Source organism: Kitasatospora sp. NPDC091276, assembly GCF_040684355.1.
Classification (GTDB): domain Bacteria; phylum Actinomycetota; class Actinomycetes; order Streptomycetales; family Streptomycetaceae; genus Kitasatospora.
Genome location: NZ_JBFBFU010000037.1, coordinates 1 through 14,187, shown reverse-complemented (window position 1 = coordinate 14,187; position 14,187 = coordinate 1). Strand labels below are relative to the sequence as shown.

Sequence of the window (14,187 nt, the reverse complement as noted above, 5' to 3'; positions counted from 1 at the left end):
GCCCCGGGTGTCGCGCACGCCCGGGGCCGTCCCACGCTCCGGAGGCCTTCCCCATGCCCAGCAGCACCACCCCGACCCGCCCCCACAACTCCCGTACGATCCGCCGGCGTTCGGTGCTCGGCGGGGCCGCGCTGCTCGGCGCCGGCACGCTGACCGGCTGCGGCATCCCGTCCGCGTACGTCGCCGAGGACCGCCGCTCGGTCCAGGACCGTTCGGACCGCGAGCAGCGGCTCGCCTTCTCCAACTGGACCCAGTACATCGACACCGACGACCAGGGGCACCGGCCGACCCTGGACGCCTTCACCGAGCGGACCGGCATCGCGGTCACCTACACCGAGGACATCAACGACAACGACGAGTTCTTCGGCAAGATCAGCCCGGTGCTCACCCAGGGCGCCGACCCCGGCCGGGACCTCATGGTGGTCAGCGACTGGATGGCCGGCCGGTACGTCTCGCTCGGCTGGGTGCAGGCCATGGACCGGGCCAACCTGCCCAACGTCACCGCCAACCTGGACCCGCAGCTCGCCGACCCGGCCTTCGACCCCGGGCGCCGGCGCAGCGTGCCCTGGCAGTCCGGGATCACCGGCATCGCGTACAACCGCAAGGCGCTCGGCCGGGAGCTGAAGTCGACCGCGGACCTCTGGGCGCCCGACCTCAAGGGCCGGGTCACCCTGTTCGCCGGGCTGGACGAGGCGCTCGGGCTGCTGATGCTCGCCCAGGGCGCGGACGTCTCCCGGTTCGGCGAGGACGACGCGCACCGGGCGATGGACACCGTGCAGAAGATGGTCGACACCGGCCACATCCGCCGCTTCACCGGCAACGACTACACCAGCGACCTCGCCTCCGGCGCCGCCGTCGCCTGCCAGGCCTACTCCGGCGACGCCGTCCAACTGACCGCCCAGAACCCGGACATCGAGTTCGTGGTGCCGCAGGAGGGAGGCGAGCTGTGGGCGGAGAGCCTGATGATCCCCAACCGGGCCCGGCACAAGCGCAACGCCGAGCTGCTGATCGACCACTACTACCAGCCCGAGGTGGCCGCCGAACTCGCCGCGTTCGTCCAGTACATCTGCCCGGTGCCGGCCGCCCGCGAGGTGCTGGCGGCCAGCGGTGACAAGGACAAGGCCGAGCTGGCGGAGAACCCGCTGCTCTTCCCGACCGACGAGATGCGCGCCCGGTTGCACACCATGCGCGACGTCACCTCGGCGGAGCGGCCCGAACTGCACAAGGTCTGGGGGCGCATCACCGGCGTGTAGGCCACCGGCGTGCAGCGGTCAGCGGCGGACGGCGTCCAGGGCGAGCAGTGCCACGTGCAGGGAGAGGCAGGACTCCACCTGGTCGAGGTCGACGCCGAGGATCCGCTCGACCTTGTGCAGGCGGTCGTAGAAGGACGGCCGGGACAGGTGCGCGGCGTCGGCCGCCGCCGACTTGTTCCGGCCCTGCTCCAGGTAGATCCGCAGCATCTGCACCAACTGGCCGTTGTGCTCGGCGTCGTGGGCCAGCAGCGGGCCGAGCTCCCGCTCCACGTAGGTCTGCAGCCGGGCGTCGTCGCGCAGCAGGTGGAGCAGGCCGCGCAGCCGGACGTCCGGCAGCCGGTAGTACGAGGCGGCCCGGCCGCCGGGCGCGTCGTGCAGGGCCGCGTCGGCGACCTGGGTGGCCTCCAGCAGGGTGCGCCGGGCGTCCCGGACGGAGCCGACCGAGGAGCCGACCGCGACCACCGGGGCCGGTGCGGCGGCGGCGTCGTCCCGGCCGGCCTCGGCCGACATCCGGCGCAGCGTGGCCGAGAAGGCGTCCAGGGCGGCGTGCTCGTCCTGCTGGGTGCCGAGCGTGATCAGCACGCCGACGCCCTCGTCGTCCAGCGCGCCGACCAGGGCGGAGAGCCGGCAGGCCCGGACGGCCCCCGCGGCGAGCTCGGTGAAGTCGCGCAGCCGGGCCTGCGCCTCCAGAGCGGCCGGGATCGGGCCGCGCCGCTGCCGCAGCACCACCCCGACCAGCCGACGGCCCTCCAGCGGGACGCCGAGCGCCTGGGCGCGCAGGGCCACCTCGGAGACGGTCAGCGCGTGGGTGAGGATGCCGGACAGCAGGGTGCGGTGGGTCTGCCGCTCCAGGCTCTCCCGGTCGCGCACCACCAGCCGGTTGAGTGCCAGCGCGGAGGCGCCGCGCTCCAGCAGCATGGTGTGCGGGTGGGCCTCGTTCTCGGGCAGCGGGCCCGGATCCTGCACCAGTACCAGCCGGCCCCAGTCCTGGCCGCGGGCGCCGACCGTGGTCACCAGCCAGCCGCTGCGCGGGTCGTGCCCGGTGCGGCCGGGCGGGCGGACCCCGCGGGAGCGGCGCTCCCAGTCCTCCAGCAGTTCGACCTCCGGGCGGCCGGCGGTGTCGTGGGCGAGCACCTGGTGCGCGAGGTTCTCCAGGACGACCGGCGCGCCCGCCATCCGGGCCACCTGGCGGATCACCTCGGGCGGCTCGGCGCCCTCCACCACCAGCTCGTTGAACACCTGGTGGACGGCCTCGGAGACGCGCAGCTGCTCCAGCTGGGCGTTGACCACCAGCGCGTGCACGGCCTCGGTGACGGCGACGAAGCGCAGCTCGCGGCGGAGCGTGATGAGCGGCAGGCCGCGCTGTTCGGCGGCGTGCACCAGGGCGCGGGGCAGCGAGTCGAAGTAGCGCCGGCCGTACTCGACGACCAGGCCGGCGACCCCCACCTCGTCCAGTTCGCGGACGTAGCGGGCCAGGCCCTCGCGGTCGTCGGGCAGCGCGATGCCGGTGGTGAGCACCAGTTCGCCGCCCTGGAGCATCCCGGCGACGTCGGGCAGTTCGCTCACGTGGACCCAGCGGACAGGCCGCTCCAGGTGGTCGGCGCCGGCGACGACCTGGGGCAGGCCGCGCCGCATCACCTCCAGGTCGAGCACGCGGGCGACGGTGGGGAGCATCGCGGGCCTCCAGGGCCTTGAGGGACCAGAGTGTCAGGTAAATCATCCATCGCGGCGACGACCTGTCGCCCTCGGTGAACCCTTGCACCCTGTAAGGCCCTACCCGCCGAGGTTGTCGCAGTGACCCTTGTCACGCCGGGGCGGCAGCGGGCATGGTCAGCGGGTCGGCTGTGGCGAAAAACAGACCTCACGCCGGAATCCATCGCGTTGCCGGAATGCAACAGCGGAATCCCTTGTCCGGAGTCCGCCGGACTGCCAGGATCGCGCAACCCCGGTGATCAGCCGGTCGGATTCCCCCACGGCACAACCGTGAGAATCGCCGTGGCAGTCGACCCACCGGCACTTGGAGGAACCAGATGGACCTGACCGACTTCGGCGCGGGCGCGCAGTACATCGCGGGCCGTCAGACCCGGGGGAGCGGCGAGCCCTTCCAGGTCGTCAACCCCGCGGACGGCAGCGTGGTCGAGCAGGTCGCCCTGGCCACCACCGGCGAGGTCGACGCGGCCGTGGCCGCCGCGAAGGCGGCCCTGCCCGGCTGGTCCCGCGCCACCCCCGGTGCCCGCTCCGAGGCGCTGACCGCACTGGCCGCCGTCCTGGCCTCGGCGAGTGCCGACCTCGCCCGGGTGGAGACCGCGCAGACCGGCAAGCCGGTCAAGCTGGCCACCGAGTTCGACGTCCCCGGCACCATCGACAACGTGGCGTTCTTCGCCGGCGCCGCCCGCAACCTGGAGGGCAAGGCGGCCGGCGAGTACTCCGGCGACCACACCTCCTACGTGCGCCGCGAGGCGATCGGAGTGGTCGGCTCGATCTCGCCGTGGAACTACCCGCTGCAGATGGCCGCCTGGAAGGTCCTGCCGGCGATCGCGGCGGGCAACACCATCGTGCTCAAGCCGTCCGAGCTGACCCCGCTCACCTCGCTGATGTTCGCCCGGGCCTGCACCGAGGCGGGCATCCCGGACGGCGTGGTCAACGTGGTCACCGGCGCCGGACGCACCACCGGCGAGCACCTGGTCGCGCACCCGGACGTCGCCATGGTGTCCTTCACCGGCTCCACCCCGGTCGGCCGCAGGGTCGCCGAACTCGCCACCGCGAGCGTCAAGCGCACCCACCTGGAGCTCGGCGGCAAGGCCCCGTTCGTGGTCTTCGACGACGCCGACCTCGACGCCGCCGTGCACGGCGCGGTCGCCGCCTCGCTGATCAACGGCGGCCAGGACTGCACCGCCGCCACCCGCGCGTACGTCCAGCGCCCGCTGTACGACGCGTTCGTGGCCGGCGTGGCCGAGCTGTACGCCGCGATCCGGATCGGCGACCCGCTCAACCCGCACACCGACCTCGGCCCGCTGGTCTCGTACACCCACCGGGACCGGGTGGCCGGCTTCGTCGAACGCGCCCGCTCCTACGCCACCGTGGTCACCGGCGGCCGCGCGCCGGAGAAGGGCCACGACGGCACCGACCTCACCCGCGGCGCGTACTACGCGCCCACCCTGATCACCGGCGCCGCCCAGGACAGCGAGGTGGTCCAGGGCGAGATCTTCGGCCCGGTGCTGGTCGTGCTGCCCTTCGACACCGACGACGAGGGCCTGCGGCTGGCCAACGACACCCCCTACGGCCTGGCCGCCTCCGCCTGGACGGGCAACGTGCACCGCTCGCTGCGCGCCACCCGGGAGATCGCGGCCGGGTGCGTCTGGGTCAACGACCACATCCCGATCATCAGCGAGATGCCGCACGGCGGCTACAAGGCGTCCGGCTACGGCAAGGACATGTCCCAGTACTCGCTGGACGAGTACACCCAGGTCAAGCACGTCATGTTCGACACCACCGCGGTCGCCCGCAAGGACTGGCACCGCACCGTCTTCGGAGACAGATAACCCCTGCCCAGGGGCGCCGCCCCCAGGGCGCCCCGATTCGACCTCTTACCCCCAGGAGGCCCGTTCCATGGCGTTCAACGAGTTCACCGACGGTCTGCCCGAACCGGTCCGCAAGGCCTGGGAACGCAGCCTGACCAGCGGCCGGGCCGCGATCGGCCGCCGTACCCTGCTGCGGGCCGCCGCGCTGACCGCCGGTGCGGGCACGCTGGCCGCCTGCGGGATCCCGGCGGCCAGGACCGTCGGCGGCGACTCGACCGCCAACGCCGCCAAGGACCTCTCGGACAGCGAGAAGGTGGTCAACTTCTCCAACTGGCCGCTGTACATCGACACCGACGAGAAGGACAAGCAGAAGCACGGCACCCTGGACGCCTTCACCGCGGCCACCGGCGTCAAGGTCAGGTACAACGAGGACGTCAACGACAACGTCGAGTTCTTCGGCAAGGTCAAGCCGCAGCTCGCGGCCGGCCAGGACACCGGCCGCGACCTGATGGTCCTCACCGACTGGATGGCCGCCCGGCTGATCCGGCTCGGCTGGGCGCAGAAGCTCAACCCGGCGAACGTCACCACCGCGATCACCACCATCGACTCCCGCTTCCGCGCCCCCGACTGGGACCCGGGCCGGCTGTACTCCTACCCGTGGGCCGGCATCCAGGTCGTCATCGCCTACAACAAGAAGGCGACCAAGGGGAAGGAGGTCACCAGCGTCTCCCAACTGCTGGACGACCCCGACCTCAAGGGCCGGGTCACCTTCCTCTCCGAGATGCGCGACAGCATCGGGATCACCCTGCTGGACCTGGGCAAGGACCCGGCGAAGTTCACCGCCGACGACTACGACGCCGCCGTCGCCCGGCTGCAGAAGGGCGTCGACAGCAAGCAGATCCGCCGCTTCACCGGCAACGACTACGGCCAGGAGCTGTCCTCCGGCGACATCGCGGCCTGCGTCGCCTGGGGCGGCGACCTGATCCAACTGCGCGCCGACAACCCGGACATCGAGTTCGTCATCCCGGAGAAGGGCTACGTCTCCTCGACGGACAACATGCTGGTCCCGGCCCGGGCGCAGCACAAGGCGAACGCGGAAAAGCTGATCGACTTCTACTATCAGCCGAAGATCGCGGCGCAGCTGGTCGCGGGCATCGGCTTCGTCTCCGCCGTGACCGGGATGAAGGACGAACTCGCCACCCTCGCCCCGGACAGCGCGGCCAACCCGCTGGTCGTACCCACCCCCGAGATGGCGGCCAAGTCGCACGTGTTCCGCACCCTCACCGAGACCGAGGAGAGCGACTTCGAGCAGAAGTTCTCCAAGCTCATCGGCGCCTGACCCCCACGCGCGGCCCACTCCCGGCAGAGAACCCAGGAAGACACCCATGACAGACCAGCAGCGCGACGCGGCCGCCGGCGGCGACGTCCGCCTCACCGGCATCGGCAAGACCTACGGCGCCTTCACCGCCGTCCACCCGCTCGACCTCACCGTCCCGCAGGGCTCCTTCTTCGCCCTGCTCGGCGCCTCCGGCTGCGGCAAGACCACCACCCTGCGCATGATCGCGGGCCTGGAGGAGCCCACCAGCGGCACCGTCCTGATCGGCGGCCAGGACGTCACCGCCCTGCCCCCGTACAAGCGGCCGGTGAACACCGTCTTCCAGAGCTACGCGCTCTTCCCGCACCTCGACATCTTCGAGAACGTCGCCTTCGGCCTGCGCCGCCGCGGCCGCAAGGACGTCAAGAAGCAGGTCGAGGAGATGCTGGAGCTGGTCGAACTCGGCCAGTATGCCCGGCGCAAGCCGCACCAGCTCTCCGGCGGCCAGCAGCAGCGCGTCGCCGTCGCCCGCGCCCTGATCAACCACCCCCAGGTGCTGCTCCTCGACGAGCCGCTCGGCGCGCTCGACCTCAAGCTCCGCCGCCAGATGCAGCTGGAGCTCAAGCGGATCCAGACCGAGGTCGGCATCACCTTCGTGCACGTCACCCACGACCAGGAGGAGGCCATGACGATGGCCGACACCATCGCGGTGATGAACGGCGGCCGGGTTGAGCAACTGGGCGCCCCCGCCGAGCTGTACGAGAACCCCGCCACCACCTTCGTGGCCAACTTCCTCGGCCAGTCCAACCTGCTGCCCGCCGAGGTCACCGGCAGCGACGGCGGCGACCTGCTGCTCAGCGCGGCCGGCGTCCGCCTCGCCGTGCCCAAGGCGCGCTGCGCCACCGAGGCCAGGCAGGTCCACCTGGGCGTGCGCCCGGAGAAGATCACCATCGCGCACGCCTCCGCCGAGGTCGCCGACGGCCGCAACCGGCTGGCCGGCACCGTCCTCGACTCCAGCTTCATCGGCGTCTCCACCCAGTACGTGGTGCGCACCGACGGCGGCCAGGAGGTCACCGTCTTCGAGCAGAACATGGAGCGCGACGCCCGGATCGTCCCCGGCGCGCCCGTCCTGCTGCACTGGAACCCGGCGCACTCCTTCGCGCTGGACGCCGCGCAGGCGATCGACGCGGGCACCGCGGAGGAGGCCGCATGACCACCACCACCCCGGCCGCCCCGTCACAGGTCATACCGCTCGCGGAACCGGCGCGGAAGCCGAAGCGCAAGCTCACCGCGTACTGGCTGCTGCTGCCCGGCATCGCCTGGCTCGTCGTCTTCTTCGCCGTCCCGATGGTCTACCAGGCGTCCACCTCGCTGCAGACCGGCTCGCTCGAAGCGGGCTTCAAGGTCACCTGGCACCTCGCGACCTACTGGGACGCCCTGGTCGAGTACAAGTGGCACTTCGTCCGCTCGTTCTCCTACGCGGGCATCGCCACCGTGCTCTGCCTGGCCGTCGGCTACCCGCTCGCGTACACGATCGCCTTCAAGGCCAGCAAGCGCTGGCGCAACGTCATCCTGATCCTGGTCATCGCGCCGTTCTTCACCAGCTTCCTGATCCGCACGCTGGCCTGGAAGACCATCCTGTCCGACGGCGGGCCGGTGGTCGGGGTGCTCAACACCCTGCACGTCCTGGACGTCACCAACGCGCTCGGCCTCACCTCCGGCGACCGGGTGCTCGCCACGCCGCTCGCCGTGGTCTGCGGTCTCACCTACAACTTCCTGCCGTTCATGATCCTGCCGCTGTACACCTCGCTGGAGCGGATCGACCCCCGCCTGCACGAGGCGGCCGGCGACCTGTACGCCCGGCCGTTCACCACCTTCCGCAAGGTCACCTTCCCGATCTCGCTGCCCGGGGTGGTCGCCGGCACCCTGCTCACCTTCATCCCGGCCTCCGGCGACTACATCAACGCCCAGCTGCTGGGCTCGCCGAGCGAGCAGATGGTCGGCAACGGCATCCAGAAGCAGTTCCTGAACGTGCTCGACTACCCCACGGCTGCCGCACTGAGCTTCATCCTGATGGCCCTGATCCTGGGCATGGTGACGGTCTACATGCGCAAGGCCGGGACGGAGGAACTGGTCTGATGTCCCGGATTACCAAGTGGATACGCGCCCACCTGGTGGTGCTGGCCGGCCTGCTGGCCCTCGCCTACCTGGTGCTGCCCAACCTGGTCGTGCTCGCCTTCTCGTTCAACAAGCCGGTCGGCAAGTTCAACTACGAGTGGAACGAGTTCTCCACCGACGCCTGGACCAACCCCTGCGGCGTGGCCGACATGTGCCAGTCGCTCTCGCTCAGCCTGCAGATCGCGGTGCTCGCCACCATCGGCGCCACCGTGCTCGGCACCATGGTCGCCTTCGCGCTGGCCCGCTACCGCTTCCGCGGCCGCTCGGCCACCACCGCGATGATCTTCCTGCCGATGGCCATGCCCGAGGTGGTCATGGCCGCCTCGCTCGGGACGCTGTTCCTCAACATGCGCATCCCGTTCGGCTTCACCACCATCCTCATCGCGCACATCATGTTCTGCCTCAGCTTCGTGGTGACGGCCGTCAAGGCCCGCGTGATGAGCATGGACCCGAGGCTCGAACAGGCCGCCCAGGACCTCTACGCGACCCCCACCCAGACCTTCCTGCGGGTCACCCTGCCGCTGGCCTCCCCCGGCATCGCGGCGGGAGCGCTGCTCAGCTTCGCGCTCTCCTTCGACGACTTCATCATCACCCAGTTCAACTCGGGCCCGACCACGGTCACCTTCCCGATGTTCGTCTGGGGCGCGTCGCAGCGCGGCATCCCGGTGCAGGTGAACGTCATCGGCACCGCGATGTTCATCGCCGCCGTCGCGCTGACCGTCGGCGGCCAGTGGCTGGGCAACCGCCGGAAGGCCACCGCCTGACGTACGGTCGGGTGTGGTGGCCGAACAAACCATCGCCTAAGTACAGAAAGTGGCTGATAATGCATGGACTCCGCCCGCGCACTCAGTGACGCCAGGCCCACCCCCTTCTGGCTGGAGGACCCGGGCCGGCCGGCGGCGCTGCCCGCCCTGGTCGGCGACACCACCTGCGACCTGCTGGTCGTCGGCGGCGGCTACTCCGGCCTGTGGACCGCCCTCATCGCCAAGGAACGCGACCCCTCGCTGGACGTCGTGCTGGTCGAGGGCAACGAGGTCGGGTGGGCCGCGTCCGGGCGCAACGGCGGATTCTGCGCGGCCAGCCTCACCCACGGCTTCGGCAACGGCCTGCAACGCTGGCCCGCCGAACTCGCCCAGCTGGAACGCCTCGGTGCCGCCAACCTGGACGGCATCGAGGCCACCCTCAAGCGCTACGGCATCGACGCCGAGTGGGAGCGCACCGGCGAGATCGACGTCGCCACCCAGCCACACCAGGTCGAGGAACTCCACGAGATCGCCGAGGCCGTCGCCCGGTACGGCTTCGACATCACCGTCCTGGACGCCGACGAGCTGCGCGCCGAGGTCGACTCGCCGACCTTCCTCGGCGGCCTCTGGGACAAGGAGGGCGTGGCGATGGTCCACCCCGCCAAGCTCGCCTGGGGCCTGCGGGACGCCTGCCTCGGCCAGGGCGTGCGGATCTTCGAGCACACCCGGGCCACCGACCTGCGGGAGTACGGCAGCGGCATGGCCGTCCGCACCCCGTACGGACGGGTCTTCGCCCGGCGCGTCGCACTCGGCACCAACGTGTTCCCGTCGCTGGTCAAGAGGGTCCGGCCGTACGTCGTGCCGGTGTACGACTACGCGCTGATGACCGAGCCGCTCAGCGACGAACAGCTCGCCGCGATCGGCTGGCGCGGCCGGCAGGGACTCGGCGACAGCGCCAACAAGTTCCACTACTTCCGGCTCTCCGCCGACAACCGGATCCTGTGGGGCGGCTACGACGCCGTCTACCACTACGGCGGCCACGTCCGGCACGAGTACGACCAGCGGCCGGAGACCTTCCGCACGCTGGCGAACCACTTCTTCCGCTGCTTCCCGCAGCTGGAGGGCCTGCGGTTCACCCACGCCTGGGGCGGTGCCATCGACACCTGCAGCCGGTTCTCGGCGTTCTTCGACACCGCCTACCGGGGCAAGGTCGCGTACGCGGCCGGGTACACCGGGCTCGGCGTCGGCGCGACGCGCTTCGGCGCCGAGGTGATGCTCGACCTGCTGTCCGGCGAGCGCACCGAGCGCACCTCGCTGGACATGGTGCGCAGCAAGCCGCTGCCGTTCCCGCCCGAGCCGGTGCGCTGGGCCGGGATCGAGATCACCACCCGCTCGCTGGAGCGCTCGGACCGCAACGGCGGCCACCGCAACCTCTGGCTGCGCACGCTCGACCGCATGGGGCTCGGCTTCGACAGCTGACCCCGTTGTCCGCGTTATCCGTGTCATCCGTGTTATCCGTGTAAGAGAGACCCGCCGTCCGCCTCTCCTTGGTGACGGCGGGTCTCGGTCTCCCCGCCGCGTCCCGACCGGGACGACCCGACCGGAACCAGCGGCAAGAAGCGGGGACAGACATGGAGAGCACCGGACTGCACTGGCTCGCCCAGGTGGCACCGGACCCGGAGGCCTTCCGGGAGCAATGGGAGCGCACCGGACTGGGGCTGATGCTGCTACCGGCCGGCCGCCGCTGGGACGTCCTCTCCGTCCCCGGACGGCTCGGGCGCCCGGCGCTGGAGATCCTGGACACCGGCTCTTGCGGCCCCGTCCTCACCGACTTCGGGGACGAGCACGTCAGCTTCCTGGTCCCCGTCGGCACCGCCGCCCGCTGGATCGGCACGGGCGTGCGCAGCGCGGGGGAGGGCACCTGGATCGTCGTCCCGCACCCCGAGCGCCGCAGCCGCGGGGTGCGCTGGCTGGTCCCGCCCGACGGCTCCGGACGGCTCAACGACCCGGTGCTGCTGGAGCTCGCCCTGCACGAGGCCGCGGCCGGGCTCAGCGGCTGGTGATCCCGCGGTCCGGGCTCCGGCCCCGGCCGGCGGTGGCGCGCGGGGCGGGCGGTCGCGTCAGACTGGAAACGTGACCACCGCCCCGGACGCCGTCGACGCGCCCCTTCGACCGGGCCCGGCCCAGCTGCGCCTCGCCGCACTGGCGGCCCCCGTCTGCGACCGGTACGGGCTCGCCCTGGCCGGTGGGCACGCGCTGCGCGCCCACGGCGTCGCGGCCTGCCCGCAGGACGGCCTCACCCTGGTGACCGGCGGGGCCGACCTGCCGGAGGTGGCCGCCGCGCTGGGCGAGGCCTACCGCGCGGCCGGCGGCGGGGTCGCCGAACGCCCGGGCACGCCGCGACTGGAGCAGCTCACCGTCCGGCTCGCGCTCGGCGGGCGGTCGCACTCGGTGGAGCTGCGGAAGGAGCCGCTGGCCCACCGGCCGGTGCGCTTCGACCTTGCCGCGCCCCCGCCCGGCGAGCCGGCGGTGGTGCTGTCGGCGGTCCCGCCGGTGGCGCCGCCAGTCGTCCTGCCGGTGGTCCTGCCGGTCGTCGCCCTGGAGGACGCCGCCGCGCTCACCACCGCGCTGCTGGTGGACCGCGGCATGCCGCGGGACCTGGTCGATGTGCACGCCCTCACCGACTGCTACCGGGAGGGCGAGCTCCTCGCACTGGCAGGCGAATTGGACGCGGACTTCCAGCCCGCGGCGCTCGCCGACCGGCTGGAGACGCTGGCCGAGGCGGCGGACGGGCGGTTCCGGGCCCGGGGTGTCGCGGCACGAGCGGTCGGCGGGCTGAAGCGGTGGGCGCTCGCCTGGGCCCAGGACCTGCGGCTGGACCTGCTGGAGACCCAGGAGGCGGCTGACGGTCTGCACGACCCGTACCTGGAAGACGAGGAGTCCTGAACGCGGGGTGGCGGCGCTTCGTCCTTGCGCGCTCGTCTTGCGGGTTCGTTGCTGCGCGTCCGTCCTCGCGCGTCCGTCCTCGTGTGTTCGTCCTTGCGGGTCCGGCTTCACACGTTCGTGCTCTCTCACGCGTTCGGCCGAGCAACCGGACGACCTGTAAGGCTGAATCCGCGATCCCCGTCAGCCTGTTCGTTGAGGCCTGGCGCGGCGGCCACCAGACTGGAGACGAACGCGGTAGCCCCGTGAATCCCGTCGCCCGGCCCACTCGCGGGCGGCGCCAGACAGGACCGGCGGCAGGACGCCGCCCGGGACTTCGGAGGCAGACGGACTTGAGCAAGCACATCACTCACTGGATCGGCGGCGAGCCCGTCGCCACCGCCGGCGCGGCGCCCCGCCGCGGTGACATCTTCGACCCGGCCACCGGCCAGGTCGCCGGCCAGGTCGACTTCGCCGGGATCGCCGAGGTCGACCAGGCCGTGGCCGCCGCAGCCGCGGCCTTCGCGGAGTGGCGCACCGCCTCGGTCGCCAAGCGCACCACCGTGCTGTTCGCCTTCCGCGAGCTGCTGAACGCCCGCCGCGACGAGCTGGCCGCGATCATCGTGTCCGAGCACGGCAAGGTCCACTCCGACGCGCTCGGCGAGATCGCCCGTGGTCTGGAGGTCGTCGAGTACGCCTGCGGTATCCCGCAACTCGTCAAGGGCGGCTTCACCGAGCAGGCGTCCACCGGCGTCGACGTCTACTCGATCCGCCAGCCGCTCGGCCCGGTCGCGATCATCTCGCCGTTCAACTTCCCGGCCATGGTGCCGATGTGGTTCTTCCCGCTCGCGATCGCGGCCGGCAACACCGTCGTCCTGAAGCCCTCGGAGAAGGACCCGTCCGCCGCCAACTTCCTCGCCGGGCTGTGGAAGGAGGCCGGCCTGCCGGACGGCGTCTTCAACGTCGTGCACGGCGACAAGGCCGCCGTGGACCGCCTGCTGGAGCACCCGGACGTCAAGTCCGTCAGCTTCGTCGGCTCCACCCCGATCGCCCGCTACGTCTACGAGACCGGTACGCGCTACGGCAAGCGCGTGCAGGCCCTGGGCGGCGCCAAGAACCACATGCTGGTCCTGCCCGACGCCGACCTCGACCTGGCCGCCGACGCCGCGGTCAACGCGGGCTTCGGCGCGGCCGGCGAGCGCTGCATGGCCGTGTCCGTCCTGGTCGCGGTCGACCCGATCGGCGACGAGCTGGTCGACAAGATCAAGCAGCGGATCGCCACCCTGAAGGTCGGTCCCGGCTGCAACGGCGACTCCGAGATGGGCCCGCTGGTCACCGGCCAGCACCGCGACAAGGTCACCTCCTACGTCGAGTCCGGGGTCGCCGACGGCGCCGAGCTCGCCGTGGACGGCCGCAAGCACCCGGTCACCGCCGAGGACGAGAACGGCGCCCCGACCTCGGACGGCTTCTGGCTCGGCCCCACCCTGTTCGACCACGTGAAGCCGGGCATGTCCGTCTACAACGACGAGATCTTCGGCCCGATCCTCTCCGTCGTGCGCGTCGCCTCCTACGACGAGGGCCTGGCACTGATCAACGCCAACCCGTACGGCAACGGCACCGCCCTCTTCACCAACGACGGCGGCGCGGCCCGGCGCTTCCAGTTCGAGGTGGAGGTCGGCATGGTCGGCATCAACGTGCCGATCCCGGTCCCGGTCGCCTATTACTCCTTCGGCGGCTGGAAGGCCTCCCTGTTCGGCGACGCCCACGCGTACGGTCCGGACGGCGTGCAGTTCTTCACCCGCGGCAAGGCCGTGACCCAGCGCTGGCTGGACCCCTCGCACGGCGGCATCAACCTCGGCTTCCCCACCAACAGCTGATCCCCCGCCCCGCGGTCGTGCCGGCCGGACCCCTCTCCCCGGGGTCCGGCCGGCCCTTTGCACCCCGTTTGCATCCGGTCGCGATCACGCGTAGAGTTCTTCGAGCTGCCTGGCTGGGAGCACCGGACACGCATCTCCGCGCGGACGGTCCCGGGGCAGCCAATCCTTTTGAAACACCATTTCCTGGTTCGGGCCGGGTCGCGTCTTGTCGCGGCTTGGTTCCTATTCGGCGTGTTCGTTTTATTGGATTGCGGTCGATTCGCTTTTCGGAGCGGGGATCGGCTAGAGTTTGAAACGTCGGACGGGGCGTCAAGCCGCAGAAGACGCCAGCGAGTTGGATGAACGAAGCGCCGGAAACGGGGCGGAAAACATCTGGTA

General features: G+C 71.5%; 11 protein-coding genes. 10 read left to right on the top strand and 1 reads right to left on the bottom strand.

Annotation, left to right across the window (positions count from 1 at the left end; all coding sequences use genetic code 11):
• Positions 1-53: 53 nt before the first annotated feature.
• Positions 54-1,253, top strand: a complete 1,200-nt coding sequence (locus AB0O19_RS32990) for a spermidine/putrescine ABC transporter substrate-binding protein (RefSeq protein WP_063347658.1) — start codon at positions 54-56, stop codon at positions 1,251-1,253.
• Positions 1,254-1,271: 18 nt separating this feature from the next.
• Here AB0O19_RS32990 and AB0O19_RS32985 read toward each other — a convergent pair whose 3' ends face one another.
• Positions 1,272-2,927 (bottom strand): PucR family transcriptional regulator, encoded by a 1,656-nt coding sequence (locus AB0O19_RS32985; RefSeq protein WP_063347657.1) that lies wholly within the window; start codon positions 2,925-2,927, stop codon positions 1,272-1,274.
• Positions 2,928-3,283: 356 nt separating this feature from the next.
• On the opposite strand from AB0O19_RS32985, the gene AB0O19_RS32980 reads away from it, so the two are divergent.
• From AB0O19_RS32980 to AB0O19_RS32940, 9 genes are all read left to right on the top strand, one after another.
• The gene (locus AB0O19_RS32980; protein ID WP_363585754.1) at positions 3,284-4,795 is read left to right on the top strand and encodes a gamma-aminobutyraldehyde dehydrogenase; all 1,512 of its coding nucleotides are present in this window, start codon (positions 3,284-3,286) and stop codon (positions 4,793-4,795) included.
• A gap of 67 nt (positions 4,796-4,862) precedes the next feature.
• A complete protein-coding gene (locus tag AB0O19_RS32975) occupies positions 4,863-6,113 on the top strand; it encodes a spermidine/putrescine ABC transporter substrate-binding protein (protein ID WP_363624859.1) in 1,251 nt (416 codons plus the stop codon).
• Positions 6,114-6,159: 46 nt separating this feature from the next.
• Positions 6,160-7,302 (top strand): ABC transporter ATP-binding protein, encoded by a 1,143-nt coding sequence (locus tag AB0O19_RS32970; protein ID WP_363624857.1) that lies wholly within the window; start codon positions 6,160-6,162, stop codon positions 7,300-7,302.
• A complete protein-coding gene (locus tag AB0O19_RS32965; protein ID WP_350882859.1) occupies positions 7,299-8,228 on the top strand; it encodes an ABC transporter permease in 930 nt (309 codons plus the stop codon). Before AB0O19_RS32970 ends, AB0O19_RS32965 begins: the two co-directional genes overlap by 4 nt.
• Positions 8,228-9,031, top strand: a complete 804-nt coding sequence (locus AB0O19_RS32960; RefSeq protein WP_363585757.1) for an ABC transporter permease — start codon at positions 8,228-8,230, stop codon at positions 9,029-9,031. The genes AB0O19_RS32965 and AB0O19_RS32960 overlap by 1 nt, the downstream gene beginning before the upstream one ends.
• Before the next feature lie 63 nt (positions 9,032-9,094).
• On the top strand, positions 9,095-10,489 hold the full coding sequence (locus AB0O19_RS32955; RefSeq protein WP_363624855.1) for an FAD-dependent oxidoreductase: 1,395 nt from the start codon (positions 9,095-9,097) through the stop codon (positions 10,487-10,489).
• A gap of 152 nt (positions 10,490-10,641) precedes the next feature.
• Positions 10,642-11,073, top strand: a complete 432-nt coding sequence (locus AB0O19_RS32950) for a hypothetical protein (RefSeq protein ID WP_363585759.1) — start codon at positions 10,642-10,644, stop codon at positions 11,071-11,073.
• Positions 11,074-11,143: 70 nt separating this feature from the next.
• Complete coding sequence (locus AB0O19_RS32945) at positions 11,144-11,956, top strand: nucleotidyl transferase AbiEii/AbiGii toxin family protein (protein ID WP_363624853.1); 813 nt, start codon at positions 11,144-11,146, stop codon at positions 11,954-11,956.
• A 329-nt stretch (positions 11,957-12,285) separates the two neighbouring features.
• Positions 12,286-13,809, top strand: coding sequence for a CoA-acylating methylmalonate-semialdehyde dehydrogenase (locus AB0O19_RS32940; RefSeq protein ID WP_363624851.1), 1,524 nt, complete (start codon positions 12,286-12,288; stop codon positions 13,807-13,809).
• Positions 13,810-14,187 lie beyond the last annotated feature (378 nt).